The 16,603-nt window shown below is 53.2% G+C and carries 16 protein-coding genes; 12 read left to right on the top strand and 4 right to left on the bottom strand.

Features of this window, described 5'->3' with window-relative positions:
• Positions 1 to 94: 94 nt before the first annotated feature.
• On the bottom strand, positions 95 to 1,450 hold the full coding sequence (locus DSM110093_RS18965; protein WP_243267777.1) for a PLP-dependent aminotransferase family protein: 1,356 nt from the start codon (positions 1,448 to 1,450) through the stop codon (positions 95 to 97).
• A gap of 124 nt (positions 1,451 to 1,574) precedes the next feature.
• Here DSM110093_RS18965 and DSM110093_RS18970 point away from each other — a divergent pair, with 124 nt between their 5' ends.
• The 10 genes from DSM110093_RS18970 to DSM110093_RS19015 all read left to right on the top strand — a co-directional run bounded on the left by DSM110093_RS18970 (position 1,575) and on the right by DSM110093_RS19015 (position 11,808).
• Positions 1,575 to 2,870: a hydroxymethylglutaryl-CoA reductase, degradative gene (locus tag DSM110093_RS18970; protein WP_243267778.1), complete on the top strand. Its 1,296-nt coding sequence runs from the start codon at positions 1,575 to 1,577 to the stop codon at positions 2,868 to 2,870.
• 39 nt (positions 2,871 to 2,909) lie between these two features.
• On the top strand, positions 2,910 to 3,965 hold the full coding sequence (dctP, locus tag DSM110093_RS18975) for a TRAP transporter substrate-binding protein DctP (protein WP_243267779.1): 1,056 nt from the start codon (positions 2,910 to 2,912) through the stop codon (positions 3,963 to 3,965).
• Between the two features lie 73 nt (positions 3,966 to 4,038).
• Complete coding sequence (locus tag DSM110093_RS18980; RefSeq protein WP_243267780.1) at positions 4,039 to 4,527, top strand: TRAP transporter small permease subunit; 489 nt, start codon at positions 4,039 to 4,041, stop codon at positions 4,525 to 4,527.
• The gene (locus DSM110093_RS18985) at positions 4,527 to 5,849 is read left to right on the top strand and encodes a TRAP transporter large permease subunit (RefSeq protein WP_243267781.1); all 1,323 of its coding nucleotides are present in this window, start codon (positions 4,527 to 4,529) and stop codon (positions 5,847 to 5,849) included. The genes DSM110093_RS18980 and DSM110093_RS18985 overlap by 1 nt, the downstream gene beginning before the upstream one ends.
• Before the next feature lie 1,040 nt (positions 5,850 to 6,889).
• Complete coding sequence (locus tag DSM110093_RS18990; RefSeq protein WP_243268001.1) at positions 6,890 to 7,906, top strand: LysR family transcriptional regulator; 1,017 nt, start codon at positions 6,890 to 6,892, stop codon at positions 7,904 to 7,906.
• A 137-nt stretch (positions 7,907 to 8,043) separates the two neighbouring features.
• Positions 8,044 to 8,967, top strand: a complete 924-nt coding sequence (locus tag DSM110093_RS18995) for a threonine/serine dehydratase (protein ID WP_243267782.1) — start codon at positions 8,044 to 8,046, stop codon at positions 8,965 to 8,967.
• 1 nt (position 8,968) lies between these two features.
• Positions 8,969 to 9,385, top strand: coding sequence for a Rid family detoxifying hydrolase (locus DSM110093_RS19000; RefSeq protein ID WP_243263479.1), 417 nt, complete (start codon positions 8,969 to 8,971; stop codon positions 9,383 to 9,385).
• A 1-nt stretch (position 9,386) separates the two neighbouring features.
• Entirely contained in the window at positions 9,387 to 10,226 is an 840-nt protein-coding gene (locus DSM110093_RS19005) for a DUF3100 domain-containing protein (protein WP_243267783.1), read from the top strand.
• Positions 10,223 to 10,702 (top strand): hypothetical protein, encoded by a 480-nt coding sequence (locus DSM110093_RS19010; protein ID WP_243263477.1) that lies wholly within the window; start codon positions 10,223 to 10,225, stop codon positions 10,700 to 10,702. The genes DSM110093_RS19005 and DSM110093_RS19010 overlap by 4 nt, the downstream gene beginning before the upstream one ends.
• A 95-nt stretch (positions 10,703 to 10,797) precedes the next feature.
• Positions 10,798 to 11,808, top strand: coding sequence for a succinylglutamate desuccinylase/aspartoacylase family protein (locus tag DSM110093_RS19015; protein WP_243267784.1), 1,011 nt, complete (start codon positions 10,798 to 10,800; stop codon positions 11,806 to 11,808).
• Positions 11,809 to 12,090: 282 nt separating this feature from the next.
• Here DSM110093_RS19015 and DSM110093_RS19020 read toward each other — a convergent pair whose 3' ends face one another.
• Positions 12,091 to 12,321: a hypothetical protein gene (locus DSM110093_RS19020; protein WP_243267785.1), complete on the bottom strand. Its 231-nt coding sequence runs from the start codon at positions 12,319 to 12,321 to the stop codon at positions 12,091 to 12,093.
• A 551-nt stretch (positions 12,322 to 12,872) separates the two neighbouring features.
• On the opposite strand from DSM110093_RS19020, the gene DSM110093_RS19025 reads away from it, so the two are divergent.
• Positions 12,873 to 13,235 carry a hypothetical protein gene (locus DSM110093_RS19025; RefSeq protein ID WP_243267786.1) on the top strand — a complete coding sequence of 121 codons (363 nt, stop codon included), beginning with the start codon at positions 12,873 to 12,875 and terminating at the stop codon, positions 13,233 to 13,235.
• Between the two features lie 771 nt (positions 13,236 to 14,006).
• Here DSM110093_RS19025 and DSM110093_RS19030 read toward each other — a convergent pair.
• Positions 14,007 to 14,534, bottom strand: a complete 528-nt coding sequence (locus DSM110093_RS19030; RefSeq protein WP_243267787.1) for a hypothetical protein — start codon at positions 14,532 to 14,534, stop codon at positions 14,007 to 14,009.
• 180 nt (positions 14,535 to 14,714) lie between these two features.
• Positions 14,715 to 15,650, bottom strand: a complete 936-nt coding sequence (locus DSM110093_RS19035) for an NAD(P)-dependent oxidoreductase (RefSeq protein ID WP_243267788.1) — start codon at positions 15,648 to 15,650, stop codon at positions 14,715 to 14,717.
• 198 nt (positions 15,651 to 15,848) lie between these two features.
• Between DSM110093_RS19035 and DSM110093_RS19040 the strand changes: the two genes are divergently transcribed.
• A complete protein-coding gene (locus DSM110093_RS19040) occupies positions 15,849 to 16,589 on the top strand; it encodes an SDR family NAD(P)-dependent oxidoreductase (protein WP_243263468.1) in 741 nt (246 codons plus the stop codon).
• Positions 16,590 to 16,603 lie beyond the last annotated feature (14 nt).

Below are 16,603 nucleotides of genomic sequence, written 5' to 3' on the forward strand. Positions count from 1 at the left end.
CTGAGGTGGGTTGGTAGTGTCTTAGGACATGAAGAAAAGCCGTTTCAGCGAAGAGAAGAAGGGCATTGGGGTATTACCTCGAGCACTTTGAGGGCTACTGACCAATCTGCTTTGCTAAGAAGCGCAAAAACCGAGGATCGCTAGTGCGAGTGATGTTGAGCCTAATGCCGGCATTCCCACTGTTTTCCTGCGCTGAGAAGAAAGTAGAGGGGGCTAGGAAAATATCCTCTGTTGCGGCCTTGCGGGCGAGTTCAGTATCGCTCACCCCCTCGGGCAATTCCAGCCAAGCGTAATAGCCCTGTCCTGGGTCAAACTTGCACCGCAAATTCAGATCGGCCAAATCATTTTTTAACTTCTCCGACGCGTCCTGCAATCTTCCTGCCAGTCTGTTGAGATGACGGGCATAGCGGCGGCTTCGGATCGCCTCAGCAATAATCATTTCTGACATGCGTGATGAGTTGACGGTTGTGATCATCTTCAGTTCAGCAAGTTCTTCGGCAATGCCACGCGGGGCCGCGATATAGCCGGTTCGGAATGAAGCAGAGAGTGTCTTAGAAAATGTGCCGACGAAGATCACCCGGTCAAAGCCATCAAGCGCCGCAAGCCTTACCCCTTTCGGGTCTGGCAGATCGATGAAGGGGTCGTCATCTACGACCATGAACCCCGATGATTCAGCCAGCTTCAAAACTCCATGAGCTGTCATTAGGCTCATTGAAGTGCCCGTCGGGTTCTGAGCAAGGGACTGCGTGAAAAAAAGTTTGGGCCGATGCTGGGCAGCCAAATTACGCAATTGCTCCAGGTCCGGTCCGTCAGCACCGCGCGGCACCCCGATATAGCTCACTTGAGCGAGCCGTAATTTCGCAAATAAAGGGTAGTACCCGGGGTCATCAACCAAGACTGTGTCGCCTGCCTTTAGATAGCGTCGCACAATCAGGTCCAGGCCGTGGTTTGCGCCAAATGTCGTGACAATCTGGTTCGCATCAAGCGCAATACCATCGGCGTAGTGATGCGCTGCAATTAAGGAACGTAGCGGCTGATACCCCATGTGGGAACCGTATCCCGACGTGTCGCTATCCTGATCCGGCAATTGGCGCATGGGAATGCCAGCCATCCACGAGGCGGGTGGGCGACCATCACCGACCCGAACTGCGTAGTTCTGGTCAAGCTGCGCGCGCAGCAGCGAGATACTGTCTACCGCTTCGATCAGATGACGCGGCGCCTCGTCTTCTCGCAAGGTTTGATGTTGGCTTGCCACGGTAAAGCCAGCCCCTTGTCGAGCTGCGATAAGCCCGCGCGCGACCAGCCTATCATACGCCTCGACTATAGTGTTCTTGGACACGGAGTGATCCTGCGCTGCCGCTCGGATAGAAGGGAGACGCTCTCCTGCCTTTAGATCGTCATTAGCGATGCGATCGGTAAGGATTTGTACGATAGTATCGATTTTGTTCACCACGGAACCCTTACTGTACCCTCTTTAGTACCAGTACAGTGCGCAGCTGTTTTCCACAATTGTCCCTATAAAGCTTCTCCCAGTTCTGCATATGCTTCGCTCTGAATAAGGGGGGATATTCTAAATGGCTGACGGCACCACAGTGCAGATCAATTCACGGCTCGAAAACCTGCGCAATCTTGAGCCAGAGGCGCGGCTGGACCTACTAGCAAAGGCAGTCGGCCTCGCCGATACCGATCAGGCCGCACTAGCAGGGCGTGATGTCTTGCCAATGTCGCTTGCAAACGGGATGATTGAGAATGTGATAGGGAAGTTTGAGCTTCCGCTTGGCGTCGCCTCCAACTTTACGATTAATGACAAGGACTACCTGATCCCGATGGTAGTTGAAGAGCCCTCTGTGGTGGCTGCAGCCTCCTATATGGCCAAAATTGCTCGTGGCTGCGGCGGCTTTCACACATCCTCCGACCAGCCGGTGATGCGCGCGCAGATACAAGTGGCAGGCCTGACGGACCCAAGCGGAGCCCGTCATCGGCTGCTTGCTGCAGAAACCGAACTGCGCGAGATGTGTAATGCGCGCGATGAGGTTCTGGTATCGCTGGGCGGCGGCTGCATTGGGATCGAAGTTCATGTGTTTGAAAACACAGCTGTCGGGCCCATGGCAGTGCTCCATATTCTAGTCGATGTGCGCGATGCGATGGGGGCAAACGCCGTTAACTCGATGGCAGAAACAATCGCGCCACGCGTCGCTGAAATTGCCGGTGGGCATACCCGCCTGCGTATCTTGTCCAATCTGGCTGATCGTCGCTTAGCGCGAGCGCATGTCACCTTAACGCCCGAAGCCATGACCACAAAAGCAATGGACGGGCGAGAAGTGATCACTGGCATGATCGAGGCTTATGCACTGGCGCAGATTGATCCTTACCGCGCAGCAACCCATAACAAGGGCATCATGAACGGGATCGACCCTGTGGTTGTGGCCACCGGCAACGACTGGCGAGCGATTGAGGCGGGAGCCCATGCTTGGGCCGCGCGCAAGGGCAGCTATACTTCGTTAACTACGTGGGAACGTGGTCAGGATGGCACACTCACCGGTACGATTGAGATGCCTATGGCGCTCGGTCTGGTTGGGGGAGCAACCAAAACGCATCCGGCGGCACAAGCGGCATTGCGCGTACTGAACGTCGAGACGGCGCAAGAGCTTGCAGAAGTCACCGTCGCAGTAGGGCTGGCGCAAAACATGGCCGCCCTGCGTGCGCTGGCGACAGAGGGCATTCAAAAGGGGCATATGGCGCTGCACGCGCGCAATATCGCCATTCTCGCAGGCGCCACAGGATCGCAGATTGAAGCGGTAGCTAAGGCCATCGCGGGGGAGGGGCATGTCAGCGTCCAGGCGGCAAAGAGAGTATTGTCTGAACTTTAAGACGACACACAGCATTCAGGTTTCTAGGGAGGATAACCAATGACAAATAGTTTCAACAAAAGCGCCACGCGCCGGCATTTCATGCGCGGTGCCGCGGCGGCAGGTTTGGCTGCTCCGGCAATTGTCGCGGCAAGCTCAGTCCGCGCTCAAGGTAAAATTGAGTGGCGGATGCAGGCCCTTTGGGGCGGCGGCACCACACCAATGCTTTATGAAGAAAAGTTCTGCGACCGGGTGCGCGAACTGACCGGCGGAAGCCTCGATATCACGCCTTTTGCGGGCGGCCAGATTGTACCGGCCGCGCAGTCTTTCGATGCCGTACGCGGTGGCGCATTCCAGTTGATGAAAACCTTTGACGGTTATACCGCCGGCAAGATTCCGGCGCATGGGTTCTCTTCCACTGTGCCCTTCGGGTTCCCCGAAGCGGATCAATACGAAGCATGGTTTTACGAACGCGGCGGCATGGAGCTTGCAGCCCAATCCTATGCCCCTGCCGGCCTTACTTATGTAGCCCCGACGGTTTACGGCGAAGAGCCGCTACATTCGAAAGTCGAAATTCGCAAGATGGCGGATATGGAAGGCCTTAAAGGTCGTTTTGTTGGTCTGGCTGCTGCCGTAATGGCAGATTTTGGCGTTGCTGTCTCTCCGCTGCCCACGTCCGAAGTCTATTCCGCCCTCGATAAGGGCCTCATTGATCTTGCCGACCGCGGCGACATCAAAGCAAACTACGAAGAGGGCCTTCACGAGGTCGCAAAATACCTCATCCTACCGGGTATCCACCAGCCATCCACCGCGACTTGCTATGTGGCCAATACGGCGGCCTATGGTCAATTGGATGATCAGCAACGGGCTGCCCTAGCTGTAGCCGCGCGCGAAGTGTCTGGGGCGCTGCGTCAGAACATCATCGTGGACAACGCCGAATACCTTGCGAAGTTTGAGGAAGCCGGTGTCGAGATCATCACCCTCGATCCCGCAGATGTTGCTGAGGCGCGCAGCAAAGCTGTGGCCTCTTGGGAGAAAGCGACCAACGGCGATGCCCTCGCAACGGAAATGATGGAAAGCCAAAAACAGCTTCTCTCGGATCTCCGACTCCTCTAGTCCCCCTAAACAAGCCACAGAACGGCCCGAGCCAGCGAGCATCGGGCCGTTTTTGTAACACAGGGAGGTGCCAATGCTTCGCGCGGCTCAAGCTATTACCACGTTCAATCGCTGGACATTTGAGACCACCAAATGGCTGGTCTATGTCATTGCAGCACTCATGCTTTTCGAAGTCATCTCCCGCTATTCGTTTCATAGCCCGACCAGTTGGGGGCCTGAGCTGGCCACTTTGCTGTTCGGTCCATTTTTCCTTCTTGGCGGGCCCTATTTACTTCACATCGGAGGGCATGTGGCGGTCGATATTCTCTCGGCTGCAGCACGGGGCAGACTGCGCACGATCCTCGCGGTTGCGGCCGCTTTGCTGGCGCTTCTTTTCGGCTTGATCTTGGTACGGTTCAGCTTGCCGCTAGCATGGCAGGCGTTCGAATATGGTGAGACCAGTTACTCCGCATGGAACCCCGTAGTCTGGCCCGCCAAGATGGTTCTCCCTCTGGCAGGGTTACTGCTCATCTTGCAGTCACTTGCCGAAGTGGTCTTCGCTCTGAAAGTGAGGACCACCTGATGGAAAGCAGTCTTGTCCTGTTCGGGATGTTTGCCTCGCTCATCGTACTGATGCTCAGCGGCGCGGGGCTTGCCTTCGTGTTAGGTGCCATCGCTTTTCTGGCGACCGCTACTTTATGGGGGCCCAGTGCGCTGATCGTCACGGTGCTTAATACCTTTGAGACAATGACGTCAGAAGCACTCATGGCGATCCCGCTTTACGTCTTGATGGCGGCGATATTGCAGAAATCCCGGATCATTGATGATCTTTATACTGCGATGGAAACATGGTTCGGGGGGGTGTCAGGTGGCTTGGCGATTGGAACCGTGGTCATCTGCACAATCATGGCTGCAATGACGGGCGTTGTCGGTGCAGCGGTTGCCGCGATGGGCATTCTTGCGCTGCCCTCCATGCTGTCGCGCGGATACCACCCTCCATTGGCGTTGGGGGCGATCTGCGCAGGCGGTACATTGGGCATTTTGATCCCACCATCAGTGGTTACGATCGTCTATGCGATCACAGCACAGATCTCGATTGGTCAGATGTTCATTGCAGGGATTATACCTGGTCTTGTCCTTGCGGTGGGATATTGCAGCTACATTTGGGTGCGCGTAGCTTTGAACCCCAAGCTCGCGCCTAAGCCGGTGGATGAAACCACCATACCGCTCTCTCAAAAGGTTGCTTCTCTGAGGCATCTGGCCTTGCCTGCGCTCGTGATCCTGTCTGTTCTAGGCTCAATCTATGCAGGGATTGCGACGCCTACCGAAGCTGCCGCGGTCGGCGTTCTCGGCGCGCTGCTTTCTGCAATCTTCTCTGGCCGCCTTGAGCTGTCGAGCCTCAATGCGGCGGCGACAGACACGTTGCGCGTCACGGCGATGATTTTGTGGATCACGTTGGGCGCCAAGGCATTCATCTCAGTGTTTGTGGCGACTGGGGGCGCGGACAGCGTCTTGAGCTTTGTCGAAAGCTTAGATTCCTCTCGCTATGTGGTTTTGCTGGCAATGCTTTTAGTTCTGATATTCTTGGGGCTTTTTCTGGACGAGATCGGCATCATTCTGCTGTGCGTTCCAGTATTCGTGCCAATCATTAAAACACTGGGGTTTGATCCACTTTGGTTTGGCGTGCTGTTTATGGTGACCGCCCAAATGGCCTACATCACCCCGCCCTTCGGCTACACGCTATTCTATCTCAAGGGGGTGTTGCCCGATGGGATTGGCATTGGTCAGGTTTACCGTGGTGTGATCCCGTTTTTCCTTATTCAGGTGGTTGTCCTGATCCTCTTTGTCGCATTTCCTGAAATCGTTACCTGGTTGCCAGAGCAGGCGGCTGCTCGACTCAAATGAATGCGCAAATGGCACATGGAAATGAAACCCTCAAAACCGGCCGCATCGGCACCCCCAAGGTTGCGGAGCACTGGCGATGCGCCTCAGCTACTCCGACTAGGCGTTTAAAGCCTTATAGTAGGAAACATGTTTTTCGTCTGATGGAACGACAGAGGCATCTTCAATGCGGTTTGCTTGGCAAGGCCGAGTTCAAGTAAGCTGTGCCGCTCTATCCGATCGCGGAGCGTCTTATCGCCTTACCTGAGCGGAGGTCTGTCTTGACTCTCCAACCGGAATAAATCACCTGTTAGCAAGGCAGTCTGAACCGGCTCACCGGCTTTAGGTTTGGGTTGCTTAGAGAAGGCGCCGATAGTTCTCGTCAAAAAATTGTTGTTGGCGCCTTCTCGTTCTTTGCTCCTGTTGCTGCCCCCGGGGACGAAGCCAAACATCCAACCTTCTCGAAGCTCAGCCTTATTTCCAGTGACCCTGATGCTAGGAGGATAAGCGCGGTTCCAGCGCTACGACACACACTGCACGACCCTGTAGTAAAATACGCTTCTGTTGAGGCCGTGGAGAAACAATCTTACGCTTGCTCCGATTGAAGAGCTGCCGCAAGATCACTGTACAATTTCTGTGTTAGAAGGGAGAGCCATTGCCCGCATTTCTGGTTTCATATGACACCATGGCTTTCCCAACCGCGAAGGATGGGGCGAAAGTCATGAATGCGCTTAAAGCGGTTTTGATTGCTCGCGACCTCTGGGGCGTGGAAATAGACGCAGATGAAGCAGAGCTTCGCAAACGGCTTACGTCACAGTTAGGCGCAGACTGCCCAATGACCATCGTAGAGATAGACCCTATTGGACAAGGCGTGAGACCGGAGGTGGCTGCGTGGTTTGAACGTTCCCTGACGTCTCGGAGTAAAAGACGTACCATACTAATGTCGGCAGTGCCGAAGAAAGCTATTCTCTAAATCCGCCGATGTGGAGGTGAGTGCCTCTCTGGATAGAGGATCGCGAAAATAAGAGCTTTCACTGCAATCTTCGCGAAGCATCGCGCGGTTGATGCATGCAACAGCCCCCAATTTTTTAGGTTTCTATGCAGCCCTTGGCGCCGAAATCCATTATGCGAGAACGAATAATTTGAGGTTCGGTATGCAAAATATAGAGAATTATAGAGGGCTTGATATCAAGCATTTGACGGCCTTCCGCGCAGCTATACTCCATGGAACATTGTCGGCCGCAGCACACTCCATGGGAGTAAGCCAATCAACTGTGACGCGCATGCTGACAGAGTTGGAAGAAAGTCTAGGGTTTGCTCTTTTCACACGGCGAAAGGGGCGGGTGAGTGCGACAACACGCGCCTTAGAATTTCATGCCCTTACGGATGACTTTTTTGAAGCACATGCGAGATTGCGAGCTGGAACTTCGCGTCTCGGAGGCATGCTCAGCGAGGAAATACGCATCGTATCGATTTCTGTTCTGGCGATGACCATTGTTCCTGAAATCTCTGAACGGTTTCTGGCTCAAGACGGCGCTTCCCGTCTTCATGTCGAGTCCCGCGGTATAACGGGCTATTTTCGTAAGATCCGAGATGTCAAAACTCATATCGGGTTTGGTTACCGGCTAGGGGATCAACCTGGGATCGAGCAAGTTCAACTGGGTCGAATTCCTTTTGTTTGCGCGTTGCCACCAGAACACCCTCTATCGGGCCAAGCACGCATTCACGTGAAAGACCTTGTTGGAGAACCTGTTATTTCACTTGCTGAAGACGAGCTCGACCTCTTCCAAAAGCAGGAGGAGTACCTTCTTGAGCATGGGGTAACGACGCGTGCGCGTGTTTCAACACAAAGCTCAGCAAATGCATACTCCATGGTACTCAGAGGGCTTGGCATCGGCTTAATTGACCCATTTTCCGCTGATCTCTGGAGGAAAAATGGTGTGGTGGTCAAACCCCTTGATCCTATCTTGTCGTTTGACTGTACAGCTAGTTTCAGCCGCAATCTGGCGCACACGCCCGCAGTAAAGAAGTTACTTCGCATCGCTAAAGAGGTAGTCGCCCGCTACGCCCTTACAACATAAATGCATAACTTTATGCATCATTATCTATATGCTGGGAGCCTTTAAGGAGCCAGTCTCCGCTGCGAAGATGGCAGCATAGGAGAGCCAGGATGTATTCCCCACCTATGGACGAGCTCCAAGCCGCCCACGAGGCGCTGATGGGCCGCGTGGTTCGAACGCCGAGCTTGTTATTGGCGCAAGATACGCTACAGGCACATCTGCCACCGAACGCAAGCGTAAAGGCAAAGCTTGAACTTTTCCAACAAGCTGGATCCTTCAAGGCACGCGGTGCAATTCTCGGAATTATGGGCCTCTCCCAGGAGCAACGAGCGGCCGGTGTAGTGGCGGCCAGTGGTGGAAATCACGCAATGGCCGTGTCTTGGGCCGCGCAAGCTGAAGGCGTCGACGCTTCAATCATTATGCCTGAGACTGCCGACCCTTTACGTATCGAAAGCTGCCGCAAACTTGGCGCAACAGTAACTTTAGTTCCCGATATAGCCGCCGCCTTTGAACTGATGCAGGCGCTCGAGAGCCGCGAGGGCCGCACTATTATGCATCCTTTCGATGCTAAACACATGACTTTAGGCGCAGGTAGCTGTGGACTAGAGATGCTAGAAGATGTCGGTGACGCCGATATCTATGTTATTCCCGTCGGTGGGGGCGGATTGATCAGCGGCATGTCCGCAGTCATTCGCAAAGCGCGCCCGAATGCTCTGATTTTTGGCGTTGAGCCTGAAGGGGCGGACAGTATGGCGCGCAGCTTTGAAAGCGGGAAACCCGCCAAGCTCGCTTCTGTGGCTACAATTGCTGACAGTTTGGGCTCCCCATATGCGATGGCATATTCCTTCGGCATCACAAAAGAGAATGTCGACGCGATCATACGCGTCTCCGACAATGCCCTGCGCGATGCCATGCGGCTTTATTACAGCACTCTGAGGTTGATCGCTGAACCAGCATGCGCCGCCACTCTTGCGGCAATCTGCGGGCCGCTCCGAGACAAATGTGAGGGTAAGAAAGTCGCGATCCTTGCTTGCGGATCAAATATCTCAATTGAGCGATATCAAGAAATATTAGGGGGTTGAGGTGGACTTAGAAATCAAAACCGTAAGCGGGCAGGGCGTGGCCCCTGCAGTTGGCCCATACTCTCACGCCGCAGTTTATGGCGACCTCGTATTCGTCTCTGGGAATGTGGCTCTGGACGTGAACGGCACGCTTCGCAAAGGTAGCGCCGCTCAAGAAGCACGGCACGCCCTAACGAACCTCCGTAAGGTTCTGCGAAGCGCAGGTTGCGATCTTTCCGACGTGATTAAGACAACAATCTTTATCACAGATATGGCCGACTATTCTGAGGTGAATGCCGTCTACCAAGAAGAATTCGAGTCTCATGCCCCAGCACGGTCCTGCGTGGGCGTTGCTGAACTCCCATTAGGGGCGCGGGTCGAGATCGAAGCGATCGCAAGGCATCGTGCCGTGCAAGATCGGACAAAAGAGGACACTTAAATTGCCCTATCCTAACGAAGCTGCGCCCAAGGCGCGCACTGCGATTTCGTGGCATGCCCTGACAGATTGGCGCCTGCATGTTGGCGTTGCCGTTATTACCATTCTTGCGGAGCTGGTCGGCATCATACAGATCCCCATCGGGATAGGTTCGATCCTGCTACTTCCATTGTTTTATAGTTTCATCCTTGGGCTCTTGCTCAACCCGCAGATTATTAAGTGGGCGGCATCATGGACAACGCCACGCCAGCAGAAAGCAGCTTCTTCTATTATTTTGATCTCTATCCTGCCGTTCATGGCAAAGTTTGGAACGATTATCGGGCCAGCTATGAATACCATCTACGAGGCCGGGCCAGCTCTCATCCTGCAGGAGATCGGGAACTTGGGGACGGTCGTCCTTGCCTTGCCGCTTGCTGTGATCATGCTTGGAATGGGGCGTGAAGCAATTGGAGCTTGTTTCTCGGTTGCGCGCGAACCCAACATCGGCGTGATCGCTGAGAAGTACGGCCTCAAAAGTGCCGAAGGCACCGGCGTTCTAGGGGTTTACGTCGTTGGCACGCTTGTGGGCACCTTCATCTTCGCCATCCTTGCCTCTCTCTTCGGCTCGCTCGGATTGTTTGATCCTGCAGCTCTTGCCATGGCCTGTGGCGTTGGTTCGGGAAGCATGATGCTAGCCTGTACGGGGTCGTTGACAGAATTATTTCCCGACCGCGCGGACGAGTTGGCCGCTCTTGCCGGCGCCAGCAACCTAATGACCTACGCCACCGGACTTTATGTGTGCATCTTTGTGGCACTGCCGCTGTGCAACATTCTTTATCCAATCTTAAAAAGGGTACGGCCATGACCGCGATATCTGACGACACGCAGCCACCGGCAGACGAGCCGTACCTCAACTTTAAACAAAATATCTTCATTCTGTCTGTGGTTGGAGTAATCTGCTGGATTGGCAATGTGATCGGTCCGGGTATGCCGCCGCTTGGCGCGGCTATCGGTATTCTGTTGCTCGTAGCCATCTCATTAGTGGGGCTTTTAATTGCTAGGTTCGTACCATTGCGACTACCTGCTGTGGCGTGGATTTCGTTATTGGCCATTCTCGTTTGCCTGCCCGGCATGCCAACGGCAGATTTTGTGCTCAGATGGACGAACGATGTGAACTTTATTGCACTGGGTACACCCTGCGTCGCCTATGCAGGACTGGCAATCGCCGAACATGAGGTGGCAATCGCCAAACGGTCAGGATGGAAAATCTTAATCGTGGCACTGTTGGTAATGATCGGGACCTTCCTTGGGTCAGCGATCATCGCACAGATGTTTTTATAGAGCCAAAGCAGCAGTCAAACGCCATGGGCAAACCGGTAGGACCGGCGACGCCCCCTGCGAATTAGACCAAGCCGTGAGATTAAAGGAGCGACCGGATGGCCATTAAACAAACTATGATCAGCACGAGCATCGATTTGGATAAAGATGGGCGCCATGTCGGGCACTTGAAGTTGCCAAATTCCGTACATCGTTCAGCCTATGGGCACATCCCAATTCCTATTGCTACGATTAAGAACGGCGAAGGGCCGACAGTCTTACTTACTGGAGGTGTACATGGTGATGAATATGAGGGGCCTATCGCGCTTACACGCTTGGTCCGTGAGGTTGAGGCTAAGCAAGTTGCCGGCCGCATCATTGTTGTACCCATGTTGAACCAACCGGCCTTTGCGGCAGGGACACGCACGTCTCCGATTGACGATATTAACCTGAATCGCACCTTTCCAGGTCGCCCTGATGGCACCGCAACCGAAATGATTGCCCACTATGTAGTAAGCGAATTGCTTCCTCGCGCAGACTACATGATCGACCTACACGCTGGTGGCAGCTCGCTACAATACGTTCCCACGCTGCTCGCGCCCCGCTGGGACGATTCAGCAGCAACAGACCGAACTGAAGACTTGGTTCAGGCATTCGGCGCAGAGAAGGTAATCTACTTCGACTCGATCAGAGCCTTAAGTGGAGAAGATCGGGTCATGGGAAACCATGCCCATCAAAATGGCGTCGAATTTCTCACGGGCGAATTTGGTGGTGGAGCGAGTGTTAATCTTGGCGGTTTGGCAATGGTGGAACGCGGTATTCGCGGAGTACTCTCCCATCTTGGTGTCTTGAAAGTAGACTTGCCCCCAGCCCCCCAAAGCCGAAAGTTTGTGATGGACGCTCCCGGGCTCTATGCATTTGCTGATCGTGCAGGTTTCTTTGAACCTCAATACGTTCTGGGTGAAACTGTAGAGGCGGGAGCGATCGCGGGCCTAATCCATAATATTGATGCGCCTTGGGACGATCCAGTACCAGTTCATTTTCAAGCTGGTGGCGTCGCGATTTGCATCCGTACACATGCTTTGGTGGAAGCTGGCGATTGTTTGGGCCATCTTGCAACTGAACTGTGAGAACTTCTCAACAGGCCGATGTTAAATCAGGCATATCGTGAAGAGCAGATACATTGCCCTAGTAACCCTAGAATATTAGATGCTGAGCGCGATTACACACACCCGCCTTCGCCGAGACCGAGTGGGCGGCAAATAGACCATCTATCTCGATATAGTGAAGCGCTGGTCACGAAATGAACCCCTCGGTTGACGGAGAAGCATGCCTGAAGGGTAACGTTTTTCGGATGCCATTTAGACGTATATTTGGCCCACAGTTACCAGCACAACTTACAGTGTATATCATCAGGAAAGAAAATTCTTAATAGGGCTGTTCTCAAAGTCTTTTAATGCCGCGCCAAGCGCGTCCTCCTCCGTTGGAAACAGTTCATCCCAAACAAAGCTGGTCCCTTTGGCATTGACTATTTCGAGGGACCATTGGGTATCTTCCCCACGATAAATCTGTATTTCGAAGCGATTGCCTTCCACCACGACTGCCTGGCTCAGCGGGCTACAGATAATCTCGAAGTGGGTCACCGGAGCATCCTCAAGGCAAAATTGGACCGCCGACCTCGCCTTAGATAGCCGAAGGAGCGTGCGTCATAGGCCTTATATGGCGTACCCCACAAAAAGCAGCACAGACAAAAAAGCCACGACTCCAGCGATATATAATCGTAAAATCTTCATGTAGTCACCTCTATATGAGAGGAGATAGTTAACTTGTAACGAATTGACCATAGGCAACCTAGAGGTTAACTCAACAAAAAGTTTTTAAACCTAAGCGTGCGCCCAAAGATTCAGCACTTGCTCCGGTTGGTCAGAAGAAAAGACCATGGCCTACGCACTCTTGAACGGCTGTGGGAAGTTCGATCAAGCTTCTACGTTCAAGCGGTCAATACGCGTGTCTGGAAGCTCGTTTTCATCTCGAATGGCGAAGTAACGCTGAAAGAAAAGCTGGCCTCGGAAAGGCTCAAAATTGAGTACCCCCCCAACATCGGAAGGTGTGGCTGTACACAGCCGCATCACACCTTCCTTCTAGTTATCGGATAAGTGGGTTGCACCCTGTTATCCGATAACAAATAGTTGAAATGGCATATCTTCAGGGGCTTGGGCTTATTCAAAGGGTCAAATGCTTTGGCTTCATTTACATAGTTCTTAAAGGAAATATTATGCTTCGCACCCTTCGCAACACAGCAATCATGTTCTGTGCAATCACTGCGACATCAGCTTCAGCAGAGCCAGCTGGTCCTTTGGCACTCGGCTTGGGTGCAATCATTGCTGTCGGAGCGGTCCATTCCGGCGCGCCAGAATCATCGCCCGAAGCCCCCGCACGCGCTACGATTGACGTTACGCATTCGCAAACTGAAGAGAAGAAAGCTCAGGCCAAGGGTCAGGGTTTCACGCCGGTCGCAGGTGCCGCTCTCGGGATTGCAGCTCGACCTGAAGACTAAACACCTCAGATCACAGGCCCGGGTTTCACGCCGGTCGCAGACGCAGCATTCATTAAGAATGAAAAATGAGAAGCTGGCGGCATAAATCTTCTATAGCTATCGCCCGTTGTACAATCGAAGCTCTGGCAGCAGCCGTTCGCCGCATGTGTGCAAATGGCTGCTTTGTCCGCACTGAGTGATTTCATGCGCAGCGCAGCGAATGGCGGCTTCCACAAACGCAGGTTTGTGAAACGGATGTAAAATAGGCTCTCAGATAGCGAAGTCGTGCATCTCAGTTCGTGTCTCAATGTAAATTCCGCAAAGGGTGTCAGCGTCAGGGAAAAATATTCCTTAACGTAGGATTTTGCACTGAGCCGGAGCAGACCCCTCAATACGTCATATGCTTGAGCGAAGTGGCACGGACTTGTCGGATTTGTCGGAAAATATAGCAAAAATTCCGACAAATCCGACACTTTGAAACACGTAGGGCATATTTTAAATATGCCAGCCCCGAAGCTGCAGGCAAGGTCTAACTTCTAGAAGACTTTTCGATCAAACGTCATTACGGCAACAACCTGATGAAGCTGCGACGCAATGTTCCATGCTGCTTACGAATTACAGGAAAAGAATAGCTATGATGCCATATGTCGTGCCGCTTCCTCCCCATCGCTCGGCAAAATTGCGGCGGCCTACCTTGTCAAAAAAGGCATGGTGGCGCGGATCCGGTGGGAAGACCCGCGCCTTTTCCTTCTGTCTTTGAAAACTGGGCTGCGACAGAAGAAATAACTGGATTTAGGGATCAACTTTGTTCCCGGAGGTATTCACGTTTTTGAGGCCTTCAGCAACAACATCCGCAAAAGTTGAAACCATCGCAACATAAAAATCTGTCTCCGAAGGCGGCACATTTACATAGCCTTCTGGAGCGACTGCGTCACCACTATAGGCAGAAATATTGACTGCAAAGCTCAGTCCAGAGCTTTCCCCGGTGGGGCTCGTTACATCAACAACACCCTCTAACTCATTGAATTCTCGAGTTTCTGGAAGCATCACTGATCCGTTCAATGCGATCTTACGAATATCGACCCTTATTTGCGGGTCTGCGCCGTCACTGCTCAATGGGACACGTTGAGCAATCTCAGACCTCAAGTCTTCCTCTAGATCAGGGTAAAAGGTCAGTGCATTGCTGTCCGCCATTGAAGCGACAGAAGATTCCACATCAATCTTGGAAATGCGAACGTCCTCTGAGCCAAGAACAGCTGTGCTCAGCGCGAGCGTGCTAACGCCGGCCGCCAAGGCAAGGGTTTTGAGGTGAGCGAACATAGTAAATCCCTAACTTGCAAACACTGCGACTAGCCCTTCTGGCCGCATGAGGTATTGTTCAATGAACCCCAAAGCACCTAGGAAGTTCCCCCGTCGAGTGCTGAACGGCCGCATAAGCACTCGGTTTGAGAGTTTTGACCTTCAAATCCTCTGCGTTTGCATCACAAAAGAAGAGCCCGGTTATTTAACTGAGAGAAAGTGCTGAAACAGTTGTTTCAAACCGCTTTCGAGGGAAATTTTTGGGGCAAACCCAATTTCCTCAAAAGCCCGCTGATTGCGCAATTCTGAAATCCCCCGTCCGCTTTGAGTAGAAGGTGCACAGGTGACCGCTATGCCTGGCTGAATCTGCATAACTATCTCTGCGACATCTGACATCTCGATTGCAGGTCCAGCCGTAATATTAAGTATCTTTGAGCGAGGCGCTTTTGCTTCCGCGGCACGCAAAAGGCCATCCACAGCATCCGTAATATGGAGGTAATGAGTATATGCGTTCGCAGGCGTAAGCAGTTCAAACCTGTGATCTGAATGCGCTGCGCGCGCCAATTTCTCAAGCGTCGTAGGCGTTTGTCGCCCCGGCCCATATATCCATGACAGCCGCAATGCGACAGCATCTACTCCATGCTCTTTGACGTAGCCCAGCATCGCTTGCTCGCCTGCTACCTTGCTGGCACCGTAGATTGTATGAGTGGCAAGCTGAGAGGCTTCGTCGACAGAACCTGACAGTTCACCGTATACTTCACTGGTGGAGCATATGATGACACGTCCCACTCTATGGCGGCGGGCTGCCTCAAGAACAGAGGCGGTGCCTCCAGCATTGATTTTCCATATATCCAAGGGCCGCTCGGGCATTACCATTGGACCTGATACGGCGCCACAATGCAGGATCGTATCGAACTCTCCTTGCCTTACAACCAAGTCGACTTGCTCACTGTTTGTCACTTCGCACTGCATGATATCACTGCGTTGGCATACTACTGAGCCCACGTCTGTGGCCACAACATCTACGCCTCTTGTCCTGAGTGCGCTTACCACTGCCGCCCCGAGAAAGCCGCCAGCACCCGTAACCAGGACCCGTCCAAGCTTTCTGCCGGCGGGGAATTGGTTCTTCTGGCCCATTCCGCATCCTTCTTTTGCAACGCCTCTTAGGCTTCTGTAGCATTCTACTATTTAGCAGCCGAAGTCATACCCATGGCCACGGGTATTTACCCCCTCTTAACCGGACTTACATATTTGAAACAGCCAGCTGCAACTCTAAGATACTCATAAATATACGATATCATCAATCTCGCACGCAGAGTGCGAAGGAGCACACCTATGGGACAACTAGACAATCGTATTGCCTTCGTTACCGGTGCAGGCACAGGTCTGGGACGCGGTATCGCGTTACTTTATGCCCGCGAAGGAGCCGATGTTGCAATCTTTGATCGCAATGCGCGAAGCAGTGCAAATGTCGCCAAAGATATCAAAAAACTTGGCCGGCGCAGTGTCGCCATTGAAGTCGATGTAGGGGAGGAGGTTGCCCTCAATGCCGCAATGGCTGAAGCGGCTCACGTGCTTGGTCCTCCGGATATCCTGGTCAATAACGCCGGGATCATCACGGTCGCAGCAATGGATGGAATGACCACCGAAACATGGGATGAAATGCTCCGGATCAACTTAAAGAGCGTATTCCTTTGCACCCGTGCTGTGCTGCCTGCGATGCGGGCGCGCGGCTATGGCCGGATCATCAACATCAGCTCGCAGCTGGCTCACAAGGGCGGCTATGGAATGACCCATTATGCGGCAGCCAAGGCCGGGGTAATTGGCCTTACAAAAGCACTGGCCCATGAGGTGACAAAGGATGGTATCGCGGTTAATGCAATTTGTCCTGGGCCACTGGATACTGACATGAGGCTGCCTCCCGAATGGGCCGCAAGAAAACAAAATGACCTCATGATCGGACGGCAAGGTCGCGTCGAAGAGATTACCCCGACAGCATTGTTATTGGCCACTGAGCAAGCTGCTTTTTACGTAGGTACAACCTTCAATCCCAATGGGGGTGATGTAATGATCTAGCTTTGAGCCGCAGC

Source organism: Sulfitobacter sp. DSM 110093 (genome assembly GCF_022788715.1).
GTDB lineage: Bacteria > Pseudomonadota > Alphaproteobacteria > Rhodobacterales > Rhodobacteraceae > Sulfitobacter.